The organism is Streptomyces tatrensis, assembly GCF_049310065.1.
Taxonomy (GTDB): domain Bacteria; phylum Actinomycetota; class Actinomycetes; order Streptomycetales; family Streptomycetaceae; genus Streptomyces.
Genome location: NZ_JBMDLB010000011.1, coordinates 269886 through 289954, shown reverse-complemented (window position 1 = coordinate 289954; position 20069 = coordinate 269886). Strand labels below are relative to the sequence as shown.

At 71.0% G+C, this 20069-nt stretch carries 19 protein-coding genes and 2 pseudogenes; 13 read left to right on the top strand and 8 right to left on the bottom strand.

Annotated features, from left to right (window positions below; translation table 11 throughout):
• Positions 1-8 precede the first annotated feature (8 nt).
• Both ACODT5_RS16990 and ACODT5_RS16985 read left to right on the top strand, forming a co-directional pair.
• Entirely contained in the window at positions 9-2213 is a 2205-nt protein-coding gene (locus tag ACODT5_RS16990) for an FUSC family protein (RefSeq protein ID WP_422520132.1), read from the top strand.
• Between the two features lie 75 nt (positions 2214-2288).
• The gene (locus ACODT5_RS16985) at positions 2289-3332 is read left to right on the top strand and encodes a questin oxidase family protein (protein ID WP_422520131.1); all 1044 of its coding nucleotides are present in this window, start codon (positions 2289-2291) and stop codon (positions 3330-3332) included.
• On the opposite strand, the gene ACODT5_RS16980 is transcribed toward ACODT5_RS16985, so the two are convergent.
• Positions 3329-4258 (bottom strand): CehA/McbA family metallohydrolase, encoded by a 930-nt coding sequence (locus tag ACODT5_RS16980; RefSeq protein ID WP_422520130.1) that lies wholly within the window; start codon positions 4256-4258, stop codon positions 3329-3331. The two genes, ACODT5_RS16985 and ACODT5_RS16980, sit on opposite strands and share 4 nt — an antisense overlap.
• 159 nt (positions 4259-4417) lie before the next feature.
• Between ACODT5_RS16980 and ACODT5_RS16975 the strand changes: the two genes are divergently transcribed.
• The 4 genes and pseudogenes from ACODT5_RS16975 to ACODT5_RS16960 all read left to right on the top strand — a co-directional run bounded on the left by ACODT5_RS16975 (position 4418) and on the right by ACODT5_RS16960 (position 8465).
• Positions 4418-4573, top strand: a complete 156-nt coding sequence (locus tag ACODT5_RS16975; protein WP_422520129.1) for a hypothetical protein — start codon at positions 4418-4420, stop codon at positions 4571-4573.
• A 223-nt stretch (positions 4574-4796) separates the two neighbouring features.
• A complete protein-coding gene (locus tag ACODT5_RS16970) occupies positions 4797-6293 on the top strand; it encodes a UDP-N-acetylmuramoyl-L-alanyl-D-glutamate--2,6-diaminopimelate ligase (protein ID WP_422524944.1) in 1497 nt (498 codons plus the stop codon).
• Between the two features lie 489 nt (positions 6294-6782).
• Positions 6783-7286, top strand: a pseudogene (locus ACODT5_RS16965) (carbohydrate binding domain-containing protein); the annotation flags it as partial.
• A gap of 48 nt (positions 7287-7334) precedes the next feature.
• Entirely contained in the window at positions 7335-8465 is a 1131-nt protein-coding gene (locus ACODT5_RS16960) for a chitinase (RefSeq protein ID WP_422524943.1), read from the top strand.
• Positions 8466-8567: 102 nt separating this feature from the next.
• On the opposite strand, the gene ACODT5_RS16955 is transcribed toward ACODT5_RS16960, so the two are convergent.
• On the bottom strand, positions 8568-9839 hold the full coding sequence (locus ACODT5_RS16955; protein WP_422520128.1) for an amidohydrolase family protein: 1272 nt from the start codon (positions 9837-9839) through the stop codon (positions 8568-8570).
• Positions 9840-10260: 421 nt separating this feature from the next.
• Here ACODT5_RS16955 and ACODT5_RS16950 point away from each other — a divergent pair, with 421 nt between their 5' ends.
• Together ACODT5_RS16950 and ACODT5_RS16945 are read left to right on the top strand one after the other, a co-directional pair.
• Positions 10261-10845, top strand: a complete 585-nt coding sequence (locus ACODT5_RS16950; RefSeq protein WP_422520127.1) for a DUF2975 domain-containing protein — start codon at positions 10261-10263, stop codon at positions 10843-10845.
• Entirely contained in the window at positions 10845-11069 is a 225-nt protein-coding gene (locus ACODT5_RS16945; RefSeq protein ID WP_422520126.1) for a helix-turn-helix domain-containing protein, read from the top strand. The genes ACODT5_RS16950 and ACODT5_RS16945 overlap by 1 nt, the downstream gene beginning before the upstream one ends.
• Before the next feature lie 55 nt (positions 11070-11124).
• Here ACODT5_RS16945 and ACODT5_RS16940 read toward each other — a convergent pair.
• Positions 11125-11846, bottom strand: a pseudogene (locus tag ACODT5_RS16940) (dienelactone hydrolase family protein).
• A 532-nt stretch (positions 11847-12378) separates the two neighbouring features.
• Here ACODT5_RS16940 and ACODT5_RS16935 point away from each other — a divergent pair.
• The 3 genes from ACODT5_RS16935 (at position 12379) to ACODT5_RS16925 (ending at position 14120) form a co-directional block, all read left to right on the top strand.
• Positions 12379-12819, top strand: coding sequence for a hypothetical protein (locus ACODT5_RS16935; RefSeq protein WP_385383863.1), 441 nt, complete (start codon positions 12379-12381; stop codon positions 12817-12819).
• A 161-nt stretch (positions 12820-12980) separates the two neighbouring features.
• A complete protein-coding gene (locus ACODT5_RS16930) occupies positions 12981-13286 on the top strand; it encodes an antibiotic biosynthesis monooxygenase family protein (RefSeq protein ID WP_422520125.1) in 306 nt (101 codons plus the stop codon).
• Positions 13287-13427: 141 nt separating this feature from the next.
• Positions 13428-14120 (top strand): SMI1/KNR4 family protein, encoded by a 693-nt coding sequence (locus ACODT5_RS16925; RefSeq protein WP_422520124.1) that lies wholly within the window; start codon positions 13428-13430, stop codon positions 14118-14120.
• A gap of 12 nt (positions 14121-14132) precedes the next feature.
• Here ACODT5_RS16925 and ACODT5_RS16920 read toward each other — a convergent pair whose 3' ends face one another.
• Positions 14133-15434 carry a S28 family serine protease gene (locus tag ACODT5_RS16920; protein ID WP_422520123.1) on the bottom strand — a complete coding sequence of 434 codons (1302 nt, stop codon included), beginning with the start codon at positions 15432-15434 and terminating at the stop codon, positions 14133-14135.
• A gap of 298 nt (positions 15435-15732) precedes the next feature.
• Between ACODT5_RS16920 and ACODT5_RS16915 the strand changes: the two genes are divergently transcribed.
• Positions 15733-16356 carry a histidine phosphatase family protein gene (locus ACODT5_RS16915; RefSeq protein ID WP_422520122.1) on the top strand — a complete coding sequence of 208 codons (624 nt, stop codon included), beginning with the start codon at positions 15733-15735 and terminating at the stop codon, positions 16354-16356.
• Positions 16357-16479: 123 nt separating this feature from the next.
• On the opposite strand, the gene ACODT5_RS16910 is transcribed toward ACODT5_RS16915, so the two are convergent.
• The 4 genes from ACODT5_RS16910 to ACODT5_RS16895 form a co-directional block, all read right to left on the bottom strand.
• Positions 16480-16938, bottom strand: a complete 459-nt coding sequence (locus tag ACODT5_RS16910; protein WP_422520121.1) for a GNAT family N-acetyltransferase — start codon at positions 16936-16938, stop codon at positions 16480-16482.
• A gap of 91 nt (positions 16939-17029) precedes the next feature.
• Entirely contained in the window at positions 17030-18214 is a 1185-nt protein-coding gene (locus ACODT5_RS16905; RefSeq protein WP_422520120.1) for an alanine racemase, read from the bottom strand.
• 73 nt (positions 18215-18287) lie between these two features.
• Complete coding sequence (locus tag ACODT5_RS16900) at positions 18288-18614, bottom strand: RidA family protein (RefSeq protein WP_422520119.1); 327 nt, start codon at positions 18612-18614, stop codon at positions 18288-18290.
• Between the two features lie 10 nt (positions 18615-18624).
• Positions 18625-19287, bottom strand: a complete 663-nt coding sequence (locus tag ACODT5_RS16895) for a helix-turn-helix transcriptional regulator (protein ID WP_422524942.1) — start codon at positions 19285-19287, stop codon at positions 18625-18627.
• 259 nt (positions 19288-19546) lie between these two features.
• Between ACODT5_RS16895 and ACODT5_RS16890 the strand changes: the two genes are divergently transcribed.
• Positions 19547-19882: a hypothetical protein gene (locus ACODT5_RS16890; RefSeq protein WP_422520118.1), complete on the top strand. Its 336-nt coding sequence runs from the start codon at positions 19547-19549 to the stop codon at positions 19880-19882.
• Positions 19883-20069 lie beyond the last annotated feature (187 nt).

Below are 20069 nucleotides of genomic sequence, written 5' to 3'. Positions count from 1 at the left end.
CTCGCCCCATGGGCTGGACGAGCACACTGAAGGACACCGCCCGCGCAGGCCTGCGCGTCGAGCGGACCAGGCTCGAACCGCTGGTCACCCTGCGCGTGACGGCGGGCCTGGCCCTGTCGGGGAGCGTCGCCCTGTGGCTGTTCGGCGGGACCGCGGCCGCGGGCGCGGCCTACGGCGCCCTGCTGGGCGGGATCGCGGTGTTCCAGCGCAGCTGGCGGCCCGACCCGGTGCTCCCGGTGATCTCCGCGCTGACCCTCGGCGTGACGAGCTTCCTGAGCTACCTGACCGGCGGCTACCTCCCCCTCTTCCTCCTCCTGGTCGCCCTGTGGACCTTCCTGGGAGGCATGGCCTGGTCGCTGGGCGCCAACGCGGGCAGCATCGGCACGACCAACGCCGCGGTGATGCTGGTGACCGTGACCCTGCCGGCCACCGTTGCGCAGTCCCTGGGGCAGGCCGCTCTGATGACCGCCGGCGGACTGGTCCAGGCGGCCCTGGTGGTGCTCTTCCCCATCCGCCGCTGGGGGCGGCACCGCGACGCGCTCGCCGGCGCCCTGGCCGCCGAGGCCGACTACGCCCGCCGGCTGCGCGAGGACCCCACCGCCCCGTTCACCCCGGGACCCTTCGCCCAGGCCCGGGACGCGGCCTCGCTCAGCCCCCGCCAGCTGCGCCGCCGCCCGGCCCAGCTGCACGGCGCGCGCAGCCTGGCCGAACGGATCCGCCCCGTCCTCGCCGCACTCGCCGACCCCGCACTCACCGGCGGCTCCCAGGACGGCCCCGCCCGCGAGCGGGCCCTCGAACTGCTCGACGCGGCGGCAGCGATCCTGGACACGGCGGCCGGGACGATCCGCACCGGCCGCCCCGCCGAACTCCCGCCCCGGGCCCTCGCCGCCATCGAGGTCCCCCCGGGAGGCCCCGTACTCACCGGCGCGGCCGAACAGGCGGCCGCCCGGCTGCGCGCCCTGCTGCGCGACGTGGCCGAGACGGCCCGCAGCGATCGCGGCGGTCAGGCTGAAGGCAGCGGCCCCGGCGGCCCGGCCGGCGAGAACCGCCGACCGGACGAAGGGGACACGCTCGTACGGCCTCCCCTCCGCCAGGAGTTCAAGGACGCCGTCCGGACCGTCCGCGGACAACTGCACCACGACTCCCCGGTGTTCCGGCACGCGGTCCGCGCCACCGTCGTCGTCGTGGTGGGCGACCTCATCGGCCGCGCCCTGCCCTTCGGGCACAGCTACTGGGTCCCCCTGGTCGCCGTCCTGATCATGCGCCCGGGCTTCTCCCACACCTACGGCCGTGCCGCGGCCCGCCTCGGCGGCACCCTCGTCGGCCTGATCATCGCCGGCGGCATCGTGCAGCTCGCCCAGCCCGGACCCGCCGTATCCGGGATCCTCTCCGTGATCTGCGGCGGACTGATCCTGCTCTTCATGTACACCGGCTACGCACCCGTGCAGGTCGCCGCCTCCGGGTACGTGGTCTTCACCCTCGCCATGGCCGGCGTGGGCCTCGACCAATCAGTGCCCGCACGGCTCGTCCTGACCCTCGTCGGCGGATGCCTGGCCATGCTGGCCTACGCCGTCTACCCCTCCTGGGAGACCCCGAGACTGCGCACCCGCCTCGCCGACTGGATCAAGGCGGACCTCGTCTACGCCGCCACGGTCGTACGCCACTACGCCGACCCCACCCAGCAGTCCGCCCGGGAGACGCGCGAAGCAGTCCTGTCCGCCCGCACCTGCGTCCTCGCCTGGCGTAACGCCGTGGCCCTGGCCGAGCAGGAACCCGTACGCCGGCGCGGCCTCTCCCGCACCACGGAGGCCGGAGCCGAGCAGGCCCTCGCCGAAATCGCCCGCATCACCATGCTCCTGGAAGCCCACCTACCCGCCCCCGGCAGCCCCCGCCTCCCCTCGGCAGCCGTCCTGGCGACCGCCCTGCAGCAGTCGGCCGAAGACGCGGACCACGCGGTACGCGACCAGCGCGTCCCCACCTGGGAACCGGTCCGCACCGCCCTCGACGCCTGGAACGAGGAGAAGCGCGGGGACGGCGAGACCCCCGCGGACAGCGAGCCCTCCGGGGGCGAGGCGGAGCGCATGCTGCACCGCGCCGGAGCCCTCCTCCTCACCGCCCTGGACGAACTCTCCACCGCCCTGGAATACGCCGCACCCTCCATGACCACCACCGATGCACCCGTCCGAGCGGGGGCGGGCGCGAGTTCGACGTAGCGCGTGACACTCCGGCCGGGGACCTAGGCCTTCGGCCCGTTACGCGTTCGCAGCGGTGGACCTACGGTCGTCGTCATGGATACGACGGGCATTCTCGACGAGGCGCTCCAGCGATTGCACGGTTCGGGCCCCGAACGGCTCGGGCGGCTGACCAACCACGCGCCGATGGCCGTAGAGGCCCTTTCCGTGCGCGGACAGGCCGGCACGGTGCACCGCTGGCTCGATCTCTACGCGCGCAAGCTGGAGGAGTTCCCGTCGCGCGTCGAACCGGTCACGGCCGCCAACTGGCATGCCGCGCTGGGCGACCCGCGCCGGGCCGCCGACTGGATCGACCACTTCGAGCGAGAGATCGCCGACCGCCCCTGGCGCGACGTGCTGGCGCAGTGGTGGCCGCGCCTCCTCCCCGGCCTGTACGGCGGCTCGACGCATCCGCTGATCCGGGTGGGCCACGCGGTGCGCACGCTCCTGGCCGGCGAACACACCGCACCGCGCCTCGCCGAACTCGCGCACGGTCTCGGCTACTGGGCCGCCCGCCACCGGACCGTCGTCGGCGTCGCCCCACTACCCGGCGCCGCCGACGGCACCGGCGCGGCCGCCGCCCTCGACGCGGTACCACCCATCGCCCAACGGCACGGCCCCTTCGCCGACCGCCTCGCCCGCGTCACGGGCCTGCCGATCTGGGCGGCCACGATCACGGACCCCGACCCCGACCCGGACCCCGACCCGGACCGGGCACGCCTGTACCTCCTCGACCTGGTGCGGGCGGCGACCCACCGCTACGCCACCCACGGCCACGGCGACGCGATCATGCTGGTCCACGCCGCCACGGCCCCCAACGCGGTGCTGCGCACCCTGCCCGCCCTCCCGACCGCCCTGTGGGAACCCAGCCTGCGCGCCGCCTGGACGGCCTCCGCGGCCGTCACCGCGATGTACGCGCCCGACGCCCCGGTCACCTTCACCCCGCCGGGCACCTTCACCGCCGACGAGGTCTTCGAACGGGCCCGGGCACACGGAGACGAGCACGTCATTAAACTGACCGACACGGCGCTCGACATCGGCGACGAACCGGCCCTCGCGGCAGCCCTGCGCTGCACAGAACTGAACGAACCGCTGCGCTAGCCCTCCGCCACCGAGGAGCCCGCTGCCGGCTCCAGGCGGATCGGGTTGCTCCAGGCCCGCCCGCCGGCCGCGTCCTCGACCGTGACCCGGAAGAACCCGCCGCGGAACATCGCCAGCGGCAGGGTGCACTCCGTCAGGGCCTCGCCCTGGACGACCTGCGCCCCGGGCGCGCCACCGGTGACCAGAATCTTGCGGACGGGGGAGCAGCGGACGGTGACGTGCTCGCCGGTCAGGCCGACACCGACCAGCTCGGGGCCGGTGGAGGAGTAGTAGTGCCCCGCCTTGAGCGCGGCGAGGAGCTGCTCCGGGTCGAGGGACTCGGCGCGGACCTGGACCCAGGCGGCGCAGCCCGGTGGGTCCTGCGGCTGGAGGTGCGCGTCGTCGGCCGCGTAGGCGTGCAGCCGGTGGCCGCGATTGAGGAGGACGTCGGTCAGGTGCCAGCTGTCTCCCCGGTCCTCCCGCGCGGCGAGCGCGTTGTAGACCTCGACCGCGTGCGCCGCGTCCAGGCTCTCGGCGTCCGCGATGCTCAGCAGGGAAGCGGCCGGGTGTGCCATGCCCACGAACGCTCCGGCGGCGCGTGCCCTGCGGGCCAGCTGGGGCCCGGTCTCCTCCGGCCCGGGCGGCGCGAATCCCAGCGGGAGCCCGACGGCGACGATGTGCCAGGACGAACCGAGTTCGGTGCGCGGCGCGTGCAGCTCGGCGCCGAGCAGGGTGGTGAATTCCTCCGTGCGCAGCGGTGTGGTGTCCGTCAGCGGGAAGCCGTACTCGGAGCGGAAGTGGTCGGTGACGGCCAAGAAGTCGTACCCGGCGTTGCGGTAGTACTCGGCCGTCGCCGCCGGGGTCAGGGCGCCGTCCGACTGGTCGGAGTGGGTGTGCAGGTTTCCCCGCCAGAAGCGGCCGGGTCGATCGAAAGGCAGGCTGTGCATCCAAGTCCTCCCGGAGCTCGTCTCCGATGATCCGATGTGCGTCGTCCGTGCGTCATCCTCGTGCGGTTTCAGGGCGGCGGATCCCCGACCGGGGCGAATGCCCCCGGCCGGCGAGCGGACGCGGCGTACGGACCGGGTGAGCCCACGTACACTCGGCCCATGAGCCGCACGCGAAGTGTCACGGGGGAGAGCCTGCCGCAGGCCGCCTCCGGCGCGCGTGCCGCCGTCGCGGGCCGGACGGGCATCAGCCCCCGGACCGCTGCCGATGCCAAGGCCCCCACGGTCGGCCGCGGCGTCCTGCACGGCCACGGCTAGCGCTTTCCCACCGCGCCCGGGGCCCAGTCCCTCCCGCCGGACCATCCTCAGCGACGGGCCCTGCTCCGGCAGCCCGGCCCGGCCATCGCGTCGGGCCCGACCCGTCGCACCGAGGGCGACGCATCGCCCTCCCCGTCCCACCACCGCAGCCCCGACGCTCCGTCGGCGCTGCCGCCAGGCTAGGGCCGTGCGCCGGGCCGTAGTCGCCTCCGAAGGGACCACCGTGAAGTTGAGCGGGTTGCTGACCGGCCATGAACACCACGTCATCCAGGGCGACACCGAGTCGACGGGGATCACGGCGGGCACCACCTTCGACGTCGACCGGGTGGTGCCGGGCTCGCTCTTCATCGCGGTCCCCGGCCACCGCGGCGGCGGCCCCGCCTCCATCGGTGCGGCGCTCGCGCGCGGGGCGGTGGGGGTGCTCGTCGACGAGGCGGGAGCCGCCGCCGCGCCCCCCGGGCGGGAGCTGCTGCCGGCGGTGTGCCTCGTACGGGTCTCCGACACCCGCAAGGCGGCCGCCGTGGTCTCCTCCCGGTACTTCGGCGAGCCGGGCCGGCACATGGACATGGTCGCGGTCACCGGGACCAACGGGAAGACCTCCATCTCCTACATGGTCGAGTCGCTCCTCAAGATCTCCGAGGGCGCCTCGGTGGGCGTGATCGGGACGGCGGGCAGCCGGATCGGCGACGAGGTGATCCCGATGCCGCCCTCGGCGCTGACCACACCGGAATCGCCCGACCTGCAGTACCTCCTGGGCCGCATGCGCGACCAGGGCACCGGCAGCGTGGTGCTGGAGGCCACCTCGATGGCCCTGCAGACGTACCGGATGGACCGGACGTTCGTCGACGTCGGCGTCTTCACCAACCTGACCCAGGACCACCTGGACGACCACGGCACGATGGCCCGCTACACGGACGCCAAGATGCGGCTGTTCCAGGGTCTGTGCCGGCACGCGGTGGTCAACGTGGACGATGCCGTGGGAGCCGGCATCCGCGCGATGATGCCGGGCGCGGTGACGACGTACGGCCTCGACGAGGAGGCCGACTTCCGGGCCACGGACCTGATCGCGGACGCTTCGGGCACGCGGTTCACGCTGCACCACGCCGGTCGTGAGTACCAGGCCGCGATGCCGGTCCCGGGCCGGTTCTCCGTGTCCAACGCGCTGGCGGCCCTGGCGGCCTGCCGGGTCCTGGGGCACGACCTGGACGGACTGGTTGCCGCGCTCGCCCAGATGCCGCCCGTACCGGGCCGGTTCGAGCGCTTCGTCACCCCCGCCGGCACCTTGGTGATCGTGGACTACGCGCACTCGCCCGACTCCCTCGACAAGGTGCTCACCGCCATCCGGGGCTTCGCCCGCGGCCGCGTCATCACGGTCTTCGGCTGCGGCGGCGACCGCGACACCACCAAGCGCGCCGAGATGGGCCGCATCGCCGCCACCCACTCCGACCTGTGCGTCCTGACCTCGGACAACCCGCGCACCGAGAACCCCGAGGCGATCCTGGACCAGATCGCGGTCGGCATCGAGAGCACCGGCACACCGTACGAGCGCTCCGCCGACCGGCGCCGGGCCATCGCCTTCGCGCTGTCCGCGGCCAAGCCCGAAGACATCGTCCTGATCGCGGGCAAGGGCAGCGAACCGCACCAGATCGTGGGCGAGGAGCTGCTCCCGTTCAGCGATATGGCGACCGTACGCGACCTCTCCTCCGGCCTGCTTCCCTGAAGTCGCAGATGACGAGGACCCGGGCCACCCGGTCGGGGTCGTGCTCCGTGATCCGCCCTCCGGCGCGCCGGAGGCGGAGACCCGCACGACCGCCGGCCCCGCCGGGGACGCACCGCGCCGCGACCACGCGCCGCCGGTCCCACACCAAGTACGCGATTTCCACGAGCAGGTAGGGCACAGCGGCACAGACCGCCCATCTGACGGCGGGTGGTTCTCCCCGCAGGGCCGGGCCGACCGGGCCGAGACAGCCGGCCGCCACCGCAAGGCGCCGTAGCCGCGCCTTGGTTCGTGGGACATCGGCGAGCGCGACCCGGCCGCGTTGGCAGGGGAGGGGCGGACTCCTGCCGTGAGGCCATTGGTCCAGACCTATTGACCGGCCGGGCCGTTGCTCCTACGATCCGGTCCGGCACAGCCCCACCTGTCCCCACCTCACCCAGAGCCGGGCGTCGCGCCCCCACGCGTCGGTCATGCCCATGGCGCTCTGCGGGAATGGAGCGCACCATGTTCCGTCGGAGATCACGTACTTCGCGCCTGCCGGCCGACACCGGCCCCCGTGCGGACCGGACCAGCGGCGCCGAGCGCGGACCGACCCTCCTGAACCGCTCCCTCGCCGGGGTGAGCGCCGCCGCCGTCATCGGGGCCGGCCTCGCCGTGGCCGGCACGGTCAGCGCCGGAGCCGTCGCGGCCGGGGCCGAGGCCACCAACCTGGTGGTCAACTCCGGTTTCGAGACCGGGCTCTCCGGCTGGACCTGCTCAGCAGGCTCCGGCGTGGCCGTCGGCAGTCCGGTCCGTTCCGGCTCCTCCGCGCTCAAGGCCACGCCGAGCGGCCAGGACAACGCCCAGTGCGTCCAGACCGTCAGCGTGCAGCCCAACTCCCAGTACACGCTCAGCGCTTACGTCCAGGGCAGCTACGTCTACCTGGGCGCCACCGGCACCGGGATCACCGGCACTCCCTCCACCTGGACGCCGAACAGCCCGTCGTACGGCCAGCTCAGCGTCGGCTTCACCACGGGGCCGAGCACCACCTCGGTGACCGTCTACCTGCACGGGTGGTACGGGCAGCCCGCGTACCACGCGGACGACGTATCGCTCACCGGCCCCGGTGGCAGCAGCCCCACACCGACCACCGCGCCGCCGACGACCGCACCCCCGACCACGGCGCCCCCGACCACCGCCCCGCCGACCACCGCACCCCCGACGACCGCCCCGCCGGGAGAGACCTGCGCCACGAAGCCCAAGCCGTCGGGCAAGGTGCTGCAGGGCTACTGGGAGAACTGGGACGGCGCCGCGAACGGCGTCCACCCCGGCATGGGCTGGGTCCCCATCACGGACAGCCGGATCGCCGCGCACGGCTACAACGTCATCAACGCCGCCTTCCCGGTGATCCTCTCGGACGGCACCGCCCTGTGGCAGGACGGCATGGACGCCGGCGTGAAGGTCGCGACCCCGGCCGAGATGTGCCAGGCCAAGGCGGCCGGGGCGACGATCCTGATGTCGATAGGCGGGGCCACCGCGGGCATCGACCTGAACTCCAGCACCGTCGCCGACAAGTTCGTGGCGACCATCGTCCCGATCCTCAAGAAGTACAACTTCGACGGAATCGACATCGACATCGAGACCGGCCTGACCGGAAGCGGCAACATCAACACGCCGTCCGCCTCGCAGGCCAACCTGATCCGCATCATCGACGGCGTACTGGCCCAGATGCCCGCGGGCTTCGGCCTGACGATGGCCCCCGAAACCGCGTACGTCACCGGCGGAAGCGTCACCTACGGGTCGATCTGGGGCTCCTACCTGCCGATCATCAAGAAGTACGCCGACAACGGCCGGCTGTGGTGGCTGAACATGCAGTACTACAACGGCAGCATGTACGGCTGCTCCGGTGACTCCTACCAGGCCGGCACCGTGCAGGGCTTCACCGCCCAGACCACCTGCCTGAACAACGGCCTCACCATCCAGGGCACCACGATCAAGGTGCCGTACGACAAGCAGGTGCCCGGTCTGCCGGCCCAGCCCGGCGCGGGTGGCGGCCACATGACACCGAGCCTGGTCAGCCAGTCGTGGAACGCCTTCGGCGGTTCACTGAAGGGCCTCATGACGTGGTCCATCAACTGGGACGGCTCGAAGGGCTGGACCTTCGGCGACAACGTCAAGTCCCTCCAAGGCCGTTGATCACGTCCCCTGACCACGTCCCCTGACCACCGCGGGGAGATGGGGCGATGAGCGGGCACTGCCCCCGGGAGCGCCGAGCGCGCCCGGGGGCAGTGCCCGGTTTCAGGAGGCGGAGCGCAGGCGGGTGGCCGCGGTTTCCGCCTCCCGTACGACGCGGTCGGTGTCGATGTCGACGAGACGGCCGTCGAGTTTGAGGGGACGGCCGTCCACGAAGACCGCACGGACGTTCTCCGGGCGGCCGTTGAAGACGATCTGGTTGATCCAGTCGAAGCGCGGCGCGAAGTTGAGAGCGGCGGGATCGATCACGATGACGTCGGCGCGCTTGCCGGGGTTCAGGGATCCCACCGCGTCGGCCATGCCGATCGCCTCGGCTCCGCCGAGGGTGGCGAGGCGCAGGACGTCGTGCACCTGGGGGAACACCGAGGTCTGCAGAGCGCGTGCGCGCTGGAGGCCGATGGCCGTCTTCATGAGGGCGAAGAAGTCCGAGGAGTCGTTGGTTCCGCCGTCCTGGCCGAGCCCGGCCTTCACGCCGCGCCGGCCGAGGTCCGGCAGCCGCATGATCCCCGAGGCGAGGCGCATGTTGCTGAGCGGGCAGTGTGCGACCCGTACGTCGTGCGCGGCGACCGCGGCGATCTCGTCGTCGGTGAGGTGGATCGCGTGGTTCATGAGCAGGCGGGGCCCGAGCGCACCGATGTCCGTCAGGGTGCCGATCGGATCGTCCGCGTGCTGCTCGGAGCGTTCGAGGACATGGCTGTTGAGCATGACTCCGAGATCTCGGGCGATCTCCCAGTGCAGCCGGTTGAGGCCCTTGATGGCCCGTGCCGCGTGGGTGGCGACCTGCGCCGAGGCGAGGGGGAGCGGGTCGATGAGCTCCTTCTTCGTCCGGCTGATCAGCGAGGCTTCCCGCTCGGCCTGGAACATCGCGTAGGTGAAGCGCACGCCCGTGCCGGCCAGGGCCCGCACGTACTGCACCGTCGTGTCGTACGGGAGGGCGTCCACCCAGTCCACGAGCGTGGTCACGCCGGACTGTACGGAGTCGAGTGCGCCGAGGCGGACGAAGCGGTACATGTCCGCGGGCGTGATCCGGGAGAACGTCGCCCGGTTGCAGTCGGCCAGCCACCCGAAGAGGTCGCGGTCGGCGCAGCCGCCCCGCATCGAGGACTGCCACAGGTGGGTGTGCACGTCGACGAAGCCCGGCATCACCAGCCGGCCGGTGGTGTCGATCACGTGTGTGCCGGGTGGTGCGGGCAACCGCTTCCCCACGGCCGCGATGGCACCGTCCCGCATGAGGACGTCCGCGCCCTCGACCGTGCCCAGCGGGCCTTCGCCGAGGGCGGGGTCCATGGTGAGTACGACTGCGGCGTTCCTGAGCATGACGGGCCGGCCCGACGGTGGTCCACCGTGCGGCCGGCTCCTCCCGGCGCCCAGGACGAGTGGAGCGGCTGCGGCCATTCCGAGGCCGCCCAGGACGTGGCGACGGCTGGGTGCCGCTGCCTTCGGCGAAGGGGCGCGGTCTTCCGGTAAGGAGGTCGGGGCGGATTCGGGACACTCGCTGATCGGGTTCATGGCGTGTGGCCTCCCAACGAAACGAGGGTGGGATCGGCCTTCCCCACGCTGACGGATGGTCAGGTGAAGCGGGGCAGGTTACATGGATCGTCCGTCGGGCAGGCGTCCTTCCGATAGAGGTGCGTCAACACTTTGTAGAAGCCGCATCCGGCCGCGGCCGGTGACTTGTCGATTATCGATATGACCCGCTAGTCTTCGGCATATCGAAAATCGATAGGGGGGGTACGCGGTGAACACGCGATTCACGAAGATCCTGGCCACCTTGACCTTTGGGCTGGCGATGCTCTGGGGGCTCACCTTCATCGGCACGGCCGTCTCGCACCTGACCGACGACGGGGCGGTCTGCGTGGAAACCGGCTTCTGGGCCAACGCCACGCTGGAGGGCGGCCTGCCGGTCGGCCAGGGCGTCGACGCCTCCAGCACCACGGCGCGGCTCTGCCAGAACGACCCCTCGGCGGCGCAGCGCGCAGCCGACCTCGGAGGCCGGCTGCCCTGGATGCTGTTCGCCTCGGTCGCCCTGCTGCTCTTCTCCCGGCTGCTCGATGCCGTCGTGTCCCAAGGGCCGTTCACCGACAAGGTGGCGCGACGGCTCACCGTGCTCGGCTGGTCCGTCACCGTGGGCACACCGTTCGCGGGCCTCGTCGTAGGCTGGTCGCAATCCTGGCTTGCAGCCAGCATGGTGCCCATGCTGGACTCCGTGCCGATGGTCGCCGAGCCGCAGGTGCTCATCCTCGCCGGCCTCGCCGCCGTCATCATGGGGAAGATCATGCGCGAGGGCGTACGCATGCGAGAGGACCTCGAAGGGACCATCTGATGCCCGAAGAGGAACTCCACTCGATCCGGATCCACCTCGACCAGGTCCTTGCCGAGCGCGGCATGACGCTCACGGAACTGTCCGCACAGGTCGGCATCACCGTCGTCAACCTGTCCGTGCTGAAGAACGGGCGAGCCAAGGCCATCCGCTTCTCCACGCTGTCCAGGATCTGCGAGGTCCTCCAGTGCCAGCCGGGAGACCTGATCACCCACGACCCGGCCTAGCGCGGCTGCTCCCCAGGAGGCCCGGGAAGCGGCCGCGCCTACTGGCGGTCCGGTGTCAGGTCAGGTGCCGGCCGAAGAACCGGACCCCGTCCTCCACCTCGAACCACGGGGTGCCGACGTGCCCGCCCGGATTGGCGTGCAGCGTCTTCTCCTTGCTGCCGAAGGAGTCGAACAGGTCCAGGGCCCGCTGCCGGGGGTTTCCCTCGTCGTCCCACTGCAGCAGCAACAGCAGCGGAACGGTGACCTGCCGGGCCTCCTCGCGCTGGGCGCGGGGCACGAAACCCCGGCGAAGAAGCCGGCGGCGGCGATGCGGGGCTCGACCACCGCAAGGCGGATGCCGACGGCGGTCCACCCCGAGTACCCGACCGGTCCGCCGACCTCGGGCAGCGCGAGGAGGGCGTCGAGGGCGGTCCGCCATTCCGGGACCGCCCTTTCGACCAGCGGGCCGACCAAGGACTCGAAGATCCCGTCGACCGGCAGGCCTGCCTGCATCGCCCGGCGGAGTTCCTCGCGAACCCGCTCGTCGGCGGCGGAACGGGGCCGGTCACCGCACCCGGCGGCATCGATCGTGGCCACCGCGTAGCCGGACTCCGCGGTGTGCCGGGCCCGGGCGACCAGCCGGGGCTGGTTCTTGGGCAGGCCGTTGTTGTGGGCCATCAGGATCAGTGGGACCGGTACGGCGGATTCGGGCGTCCACAGGGTGCCGGGAATCTCGCCGAGGGTGAACTCGCGCTCGAGAACGCCGTTGTCGAGGCGCAGTTCGGAAGTGAATCGCACGGTCGTGCCTTTCGGGAGCGCTCAGGGAGGCGCTCCCGGACGACCTATCGCCCGACCGTGACCCCGGAGGGGAGCACCCATGTCGATACTGCGTCCACGGGTACCACCTCCTCGTTCTCTCGCACGGCCTCCGGGAGGCTAACAGCGGCCGCCGTAGTCCGACAACGGAATTCGGCGGCGGCTCCGTGGCTGGATCAGATCGGTCCCCATGGCGCTTTGCGGACGAAGTGGCAGTGCAGCCCGATGCCGAGCGTCGGGCGACCTGATGTCGGGGCCGGGTCGAGCCGGACTGTCCGTACTCGGCCGTACACGAATACGGAGGCCTGTTTGCCCGCGGCGAGCATCATTGGCCGCTGAGCGTGGTGGTCGAGGAGTTCACTCCGCCCGCCCTGGCGCAAGCCCTGCGCGAGGGCCCCTACGGTCGGTGCGTGTACGCCTGCGACAACGACGTGGGGGCCCATGCGAACCGTTGATGCCGGCGCTACCGGGGCCCTGGTGCGCGGGGTGGCTGCCGGGCAGGTAGTTTGCTCGGGTGAGTCTCCTTGATGATGTGGCAGAGCGCGACGGCTGGCAGTGCTGGGTGTGCGACGAACCGGTCGATCCCGACGAGTCGGTGAACGACCCCCGGGGGCCCAGTGTCGACAGCCGGACCGCCGACCGGAAGGCCAAGGTCGCGGAGCGGCTCGCGCACCGCGGCTGCAACACCCGCAAGGGTGCGGTCAAGGTGGTCATCGCCTGGCCGGAGCGTCTGTACGTGGTCGAACCCGCGCCGCTGATCACCGTTGCCGAGAGGCTGGAGCGCAAGGGCGGCCGCGAGATGGTGGGCCGCTGCCCGACCAAGAAGGACGCCCAGGAGACGGCGGATTGGCTGGTGGACCGCTTCTCCCGTCTCGTACCGGGCCTGCCGGTGACCGCCGACATCCAGGCCGGCGGCGGCCAGTTCCTCGTCATCCTGTCCACCGGCCGCCGCTGACCGGTGACCTCCGGCGCACACCCACGTCGGGTCACCGCCCTGGACCGACCGGGGCGGTGGGCCCGGTGGCGCCTTCACGCAGAGCGTTCACTGCCGCGCAGGGCAGGTCGGTGCCTCGCAGCTCTTTCGGTCGCCACGCGACTGCGGCAGGATGCGGTTCCATGATCTTGGAAAGCGCACTGCTCGATGTCCTGCCCGGCCAGGAGGACGCCTTTCTCGCGGCGTTCGCCGAGGCCAAGCCGCTGATCGCGGTGCAGAAGGGGTTCAGGTCGCTGGAACTGCGGCGCTGCGTGGACACGGGACGGGAGTCGCGCTTCCTGCTCCAGGTCGAATGGGAGACGCTGGCGGACCACACCGAGGGCTTCCGCCGCTCGGCCGAGTACGAGAAGTGGCGGACGTTGCTGCACGGCTTCTACTCGCCCTTCCCCGAGGTCGAGCACTACGGACAGGCCCTCCACAGCGCGTGAGGCCCGCCGCGCCCTCGACCAGCACGATGCGCGAGTGCTGCGAGTACTGCGGGAGCCGGTCGACGACCGAGGTCGCGAGCGACTCGGGGGCCGCGTCGCGCTGCGGGTCCCGCTGTCGGTGGCTCCGCGTACGGTCTGCGCATGGTTGATCAGCAGTGGCGCGGAGTCCGTCAGCGTGTGGTCGAGTTGGGTGCCCAGCCATCGAGCGGCAAGGTGTTCGGCTCGCTCGGGCACAGGTGGGTCCTGGAGGACCCGCTGACCAATGACGGGCTTGCCGAGCTCGAAGCTCAGGTGGGCGTGCGGCTGCCGGACGACTACCGGAACTTCCTCACCCGCGTCGGCGCCGGCGGCGCGGGTCCTGCACACGGCCTCTTCCCCGTTCGCCGCGTACAAGGCCGCTGGCGCTGGGAAGGGGACGGCGCCGACCTGGCTGACCTGGCCATGCTGGCCCGGCCCTTTCCTGACCACGGCCCGGATCCCGAAGCGCTCGACGCACTGCTCGCCGTGCGCCCCGAAGAAGAGGACTTCGACGAGATCGAGGACTTCGACGATGCCATCGAAGCGTGGGACGAACGCTGGGAACCCCTGATGTTCGCTCCCGAGCGCACCGCCGGCGCCATCGTGATCTGCCACCTCGGCTGCGCCCAGAGGGAATGGCTGATCATCAGCGGCACCCACCGCGGCACCATCTGGTCCGACTGCCGGGCAGACGACGCCGACCTCGTCCCGCTCCTCGACCAGGCGGGAAAGCCGGTCACCTTCACCCATTGGTACACCGACTGGCTGCACAAGGCGGAGCTCGCCGTACACCACTGGCGAGATCTCGACTCGTAGAGGGGGCCTCCTCTAGCGGACCGCTGTCCCCGCCTGTCCGGCCCAGCGGCGCAGCGCGGCGATCGCCTGGTCGGCGTCGTTCGGACGCAGGCGGGTGATCGAGATGTGGTGGTTGGAGTCGGGCACGTTGAACAAGAAGGAGTCGGAAGCGCCGTTGCCTGGGCTGAAGTGTTCCGCGACCGCGATGTCGTTCTCGCCGTTGACGAACATGAGCGAGTTGCCCTGGCGGCGCACCCAGCGGTCGATGTCCGCCATGGCGGAGGGCTGGAAACGGAGGGGGATCTCCCGCGGCACGTAGGTGCGGATCTGCTGAGTACCCGGGTAGCGCAGCAGTCCCTCCAGATGGGGAGCGGAGAACTGCGCGTACCCCAGTTGGGTGCCCAGCTGGTAGAAGTACGGGGTGAAGGCCTCCAGGGTCTGGTCGGTGTAGACGGGCAGTTGGGTCACCTTGGCGACCCACGCGTAGAGGGCGTCGTCGTCCGTGGTGCTTGCCGGTATGGATGCGCAGCCGGTCGTGGGCTGATGCATCCAGAACATCATCGGCAGGCGCAGCACGGCGAGTTCGAGCGCACGGTCCGCGCTGCCAATGGTCCGGAAGGTCTTCTTCTCACCCTCCGCCCACCCTGCGTACCGTGCTGCCAGCGCCTCGCGCCGTATCAGCGCCTCACGCTGAGCGGACTTGATCGCGGCGCGGCACTCGCTCGTGCCGACCTGTTCGAGGCGGGCATCGTACGCGGTGTCGTCCCGGTCGTCCGTGTTGTTGGGGGCGGAGTAGGCGACCGTACCGGCCACGTCTTCTGGATAGAAGCGGCGGTGATAGACGGCGGTCATCCCGCCCTTGCTGCCGCCGGTGGAGATCCAGGCGCCGCGATAGACCTTCTTGAGGGCAGTGATGAGGCGATGATGATCGCTTGCCGCCTGCCAGATGGTGAGCTTGGACCAATCCGAGTCCCCAGGTCGGGATGTTCCGAAGAACCGCTGCTCGGTGGTGATCTGATTGGCATCCAGCAACTGGGTCGGCTCGGTCAGGCGCTCCGGCGACGATCCGAGGTCGTAGCCACTGGAGTAGAGCACCATGGGGCGCTGGGTCGATGTGTGCACCAGAGTGAGCCGCTGGTCGAAGAAACCTTGGCCGGCATGCCGATGGTCGGTGGGCTGCCGGTAGGAGAGGTCGAGGACCATCTGCCCTGTGGCAGCGGGCCGTTCGCCGAGCACGCGCATGCCCGGGACGGCCTCGATCCGGGCCCGGATGTCATCGTCCGGCGGCTGGGCCAGAGCCGGCGCGGACAGCCCGGTGGCCGTCAGCACCGTCATCAGAAGGAGAGCTAGCAGGCTTCTCGTCGGGTTCTTCATGCATCCAGACAACCGCACGCGGTGGGATGGCGGATCCCCCGAGCGTGGAAGGCGTCTCCCCCTCATGGGGGGAGACAACCCGTGGCCTCTGGCGTAGCCGCTGCGGAGTCAGGTCGGAGCCGGACAGGCATGTGACCTGGACTGTCTCCCCCACGGAACGCTCCTAGCGAGTGTCTCTTCGGCGGCAGATGGAACCGACATCGGAGGCGGCAGCGTCCATGGATGCACAAGATCGTTAGTGGGCGCAGAGGAGTTTGCGATGACCGGCATGGCCACCCGATACCTGTATCTCGTGCGGCACGGCGAGGCATCGCCGGACGAGAGCGGGCTGACGGAGGGCGGCCGTCGACAAGCCGTGCTGCTCGGCCAACGCCTCCGGGACATCCCCTTCACCGCCGTGCACCATGGTCCACTTCCCAGGGCTGAGCAGACCGCACGGCTGATCGGCGACCACCTGAAGAACGTCCCCCTTACCGTCTCCGACGTTGCCGGTGACTACATCCCCTACATGCCGGTGAGGGACGAGCTGCCGGCGGAATCAGCCGACTTCTTCTTCCGTTTCCTTGCTGATGTCCCCGACGAGGAGCGGGAGCACGGGCCTGCTCTGGCGCGCCGGGCGCTGGATCTGTTCACTGGGCCGGTGGATGCCGAAGAAGACCGGCACGAACTGGTCGTCACCCACAACTTCCTGGTCGCCTGGCTCGTCCGGGAGGCCATGTACGCGCCGAAGTGGCGCTGGCTCGGCCTCAACCACGGCAACGCCGCCCTCACGGTCATCCGATACGCGCCCGGTCGGCCGGCCTCCGTCCTCGTCTCCAACGACATGCGGCATCTGCCCACCGAGCTGCGCTGGACCGGGTTTCCCCCCGACTTGCACATCTGAAGGGGCCCGCCGAGCCAAGCGCATGAGGTCATCGCTCCAGGCGGTGGCCTCAAGCGTGTCTTCCCGGTGCGGCGGTCAGTCGATCGGACGCCTCGAGCAGTGGCGCGGCCTGGCTGCGCGATGTCAGGGGAGTTCGTGGACGAAGTGGTGGTGCCGGCCGATGCCGGGGACGGTGTATTGGTCGCCTACGGGTGTGAAGCCGTGGTGTTGGTAGAAGCCGGTTGCGGCGAGCCGGCCGCTGCACCAGACGAGCCGGCCTCCGCGTGCGGCGCAGGCGTCGAGGCCGGCGCGTAGTACGGCCTTGCCGAAGCCCTGTCCGCGTACGTCCGGGTCGCTGGCGAGCTTGCGCAGTCGCCATACTCCGTCGGTTGCGAAGGGGGCCAGCGCGGGGGTGCCGGGCAGCGGTTCGCTACTGAAGGTGGCGCAGGCGGCGAGTTCACCGCTGTCCGTGTGGGCGGCAAGGTGGAAGGTGTCCGGGAGAAGGTCGACCTCGGTGAGCGCGCTCGCGCGGGGCTGCCCCGGTCGCAGGACCCGCTGGCGAAGGTCCAGGATTTCCTCGACGGAGACGAAGATGACGGACACGGTGTTGCCTCTCGTGACATCAGCCCGCCGGGGTCATCAGCGGTGGCTGTCTCGGGGATGCGTCGGGGATGCGTCGGGGTGTGGGATGTGGTTACCAGCCGGTGATGCGATTCCAGACTGCTTCGATGGTGGGAGTGGGGGCTGCGGCAAGGGGTTCGGCCCGGGTGGTGTCGGTGACGTGGTAGCCGTGGTGCTGGGCCGCGGTCGCGCAGGCGTGGTTGGGCAGGACGCGCAGGCGTGTGCCGATGGGGAGTTCGGGGAGCGGGGAGCCGTCGCGGGTGGTGAGGGTTCCGTGTTCCTGGCTGGCGGCACTCATGATCAGGCCCGGGATCAGGTTGCCGTGCAGGTCGGCGACGAGCCCGTATCCCTGGTCCTGGGCCTGGCCCGCGGTGCCGCGGTCGCGTGACATCGCCATCCAGCCGCCGTCGGTGACGATCCACCCGTACTCGGGGCGGTGCCCGATCACGGTCACGACCACCGACAGGGCGAGGTCCTCCACCTGGCAGACGCCGAGCCCGGCCATGACCAGGTCGAAGAACACGTAGTTTCCGGCGCGCAGTTCGGTGATGCCGGTGAGGTCCTCGGCGGCGTGGGCGGTGGGTGTGGAACCCACGCTGACGGTGGCGACGGGCAGAGCGGCGGCGCGCAGGCGTTCCGCCGCGGCGACGGCGGTGTCCCGCTCGTTCTCGGCGGCCTGGCGTTGCTGCTCCGGGGTGAAGGCGAAGTACGACTCGCCCGCATGGGTCAGTACGCCGTCCAGGCACCGTGCGTCGTGCAGGGTGCGTGCGATGTCGACGAGTTCGGGAGCGTCGGCCTTGATGCCGCCGCGGTGGCCGTCGCAGTCGATCTCGATCAGGGTGGGCACGGGGATCCCGGCCTCGTGCGAGGCTTCGACGACGAACGCGGCCTGTTCGCGGCTGTCCAGCAGGAGCCGGAGCGTGACGCCGCGGCGCAGCAGGTCGAACACCCGCGGCAGCTTGTGGGGGTCGATGCCGACGGCGTACGTGATGTCGGTGTACCCGCCGTCGGCGAAGGCCTCCGCCTCGGCAAGAGTGGACACGGTGACGGGGCAGGCGCCGCCGCCGGCCAGCAGTGCGGCGACTTCCAGGCTCTTCGAGGTTTTGACGTGCGGCCGCAGGGCGACGCCGAGCCGCTCCGCCCGCAGGGCGAGGCGCTCGATGTTGCGCCGGGATGTATGCAGGTCGACGACGGCGAACGGCGTGTCGGGGTCGGCCAGCGTCCGGCCGGCGCCGGCCGGCAGCGAGCTGGAGTTCATGGAGGATCCGTCCTCTCGAGGTGGGCGGTGTGGAGGGGCGCGCGCGACGTGCGGCTCGCTTCCGGGGCTGAGGTCAGGCGACGGCCGCGACGGCGTGGACTTCCACGGCCGAGGCGTAGTGCAGTTCGCGTACGCGGGCCACGGCGTGCGCGGGCCGGCGGGAGCCCAGCCAGTCCCCGTAGAGGCAATCGAACTCCGGCCGGTCGCCGATGTCCGTGACGCACGCGGTCACGGAGACCAGGCCGTCGCGGCCCCTGCAGGCCGCGGCCAGACAGGCGTCGACATGGCGCAGTACCTGCCCGGAGACGATGGTGAGCCCGCCGTGGACGGCCACGGGTACGGGTACGGGTACGGGATCTGCGCACGGTCCGGTGAGGTGCCCCGGTCCGGTGAGATGCATGGAGCGCCCTTCACTTGGCGTAGTTGTAGACGGTTGCCCGGGACACCCCGAGCAGGCCCGCCAAGGTCTGCGCGGCGTCGCGCGAGTCGAAGTAGCCGTCCTCACACAGTCGCCGGACCAACGCCCGCTTGTCCGAACGGCCGAGCGACCGGGGAGTACTGCCGCGCTCCGCGGCCAGGGCTTCGACGGCGTGGCGCAGCTCCTGGGCGTTGCGGTCCCGCAGTGATTCCAGAGGCTGTTCTCCGCCGGTGCTTTCGGCGTTGTCAGTGGCGATGAGGTTCGACAGGGTCAGCGTCACCGGGGAGAGGACGGACACGTCGAGGTTCAGGCAGAGCGCCGCGATGTATTCGCCGGCGGCGTTCTTGATGCCGATCGACGTGCTCTTGGCCGGGCGGCCGTCCGGGAACCGGTTGGGGTAGTTCTGGATCACGCTCGGGTACTGCGGGTCGCTGATGCGGCGTAGCCCCAGCTCCGTGGCGGAATCTCCGACCGCCCGGCCGGAAAGGTTGTTCTCGATCGCCCTGATGGCGTTCTGCGGGTGGCGCAGGTCGTGCAGGACCACCTCGCACAGGCCCGGGAACATCCGGCCCAGAGCGACGACGATCTTCTCGGCCTCGCGGATGAGGTGCTCATCCGCGTCGGCGCCGACACTGGACACGACGCCGGGAACCAGGCCCTGCGCCTGCGCCTCCTCGGCCGCGTTGTCGTCCCTCACAGTGCCTCGCAGAACTCGACTTGTCGTATCAATCTAGACGACAAGTCTAATCTATGTACCACAAATCGGTACTATAGGGCTAATAGCTCAAACCTGGGGGTCGTATGAGGGCCGGTACGGGACCTTGGTCCATCTGCGGTGCCGGACGCGGGGTAGGCCGACTGGTGCCGGCTCGCGGTGTCCCCGTTGGGGGGGCGTGGTGACGGGAGTGAGTGCGATGAGCGATCTTGCGTGGGTACCGCAGTCCTGCACCCTGCCCACTGAAGAGCAGCCGCTGCGGGTCGCGGAATGGGACGCGCTGCTCTCCGAACGGGTGACCGCGTTCTCCCGTCCCGGGCCGCTGCAGCTGACCCTGGACCTGGCCGGCGGACCGGGTGTCGCTGAGCGGGTGAGGGAGCTGGCGGAGCGGGAGAGCGGCTGCTGCTCGTTCTTCACCTTCACGATCACTCCCGGCGATGCGTCGGTCGTACTCCACATTGCGGTGGACGCTGCGCACGAGACGGTTCTGGACGCGCTCGCCGCGCGGGCAGCTGCCTTCGGGGAGCAGCCGTGAGTACAGGTCTGCGCATTGGGGTCGCGCTGGAGGAGCTGTCGGCGCGGCCGTAGTGACGGTCGGCACACGGGGGGCAGGGAGGTCGCGGGCTGGGGGCGGCTGGGTGTGGAGGGTCTTGAGCCACTCGGTGCGCTGCATCGTCATCGGCCTGCCGCCCGCAGCAGCTGGTGCCGTAGCGGGTCGAAGC

Coding starts and splice junctions, on each gene's coding strand:
- ACODT5_RS16890 (WP_422520118.1), top strand. CDS start 19,547: ATGAGCGATCTTGCGTGGGTACCGCAGTCCTGCACCCTGCCCACTGAA.
- ACODT5_RS16945 (WP_422520126.1), top strand. CDS start 10,845: ATGCCCGAAGAGGAACTCCACTCGATCCGGATCCACCTCGACCAGGTC.
- ACODT5_RS16980 (WP_422520130.1), bottom strand. CDS start 4,258: ATGCACAGCCTGCCTTTCGATCGACCCGGCCGCTTCTGGCGGGGAAAC.
- ACODT5_RS16905 (WP_422520120.1), bottom strand. CDS start 18,214: ATGAACTCCAGCTCGCTGCCGGCCGGCGCCGGCCGGACGCTGGCCGAC.
- ACODT5_RS16975 (WP_422520129.1), top strand. CDS start 4,418: ATGAGCCGCACGCGAAGTGTCACGGGGGAGAGCCTGCCGCAGGCCGCC.
- ACODT5_RS16990 (WP_422520132.1), top strand. CDS start 9: ATGGGCTGGACGAGCACACTGAAGGACACCGCCCGCGCAGGCCTGCGC.
- ACODT5_RS16925 (WP_422520124.1), top strand. CDS start 13,428: ATGGTTGATCAGCAGTGGCGCGGAGTCCGTCAGCGTGTGGTCGAGTTG.
- ACODT5_RS16955 (WP_422520128.1), bottom strand. CDS start 9,839: ATGCTCAGGAACGCCGCAGTCGTACTCACCATGGACCCCGCCCTCGGC.
- ACODT5_RS16930 (WP_422520125.1), top strand. CDS start 12,981: ATGATCTTGGAAAGCGCACTGCTCGATGTCCTGCCCGGCCAGGAGGAC.
- ACODT5_RS16920 (WP_422520123.1), bottom strand. CDS start 15,434: ATGACGGTGCTGACGGCCACCGGGCTGTCCGCGCCGGCTCTGGCCCAG.
- ACODT5_RS16900 (WP_422520119.1), bottom strand. CDS start 18,614: ATGCATCTCACCGGACCGGGGCACCTCACCGGACCGTGCGCAGATCCC.
- ACODT5_RS16915 (WP_422520122.1), top strand. CDS start 15,733: ATGACCGGCATGGCCACCCGATACCTGTATCTCGTGCGGCACGGCGAG.
- ACODT5_RS16985 (WP_422520131.1), top strand. CDS start 2,289: ATGGATACGACGGGCATTCTCGACGAGGCGCTCCAGCGATTGCACGGT.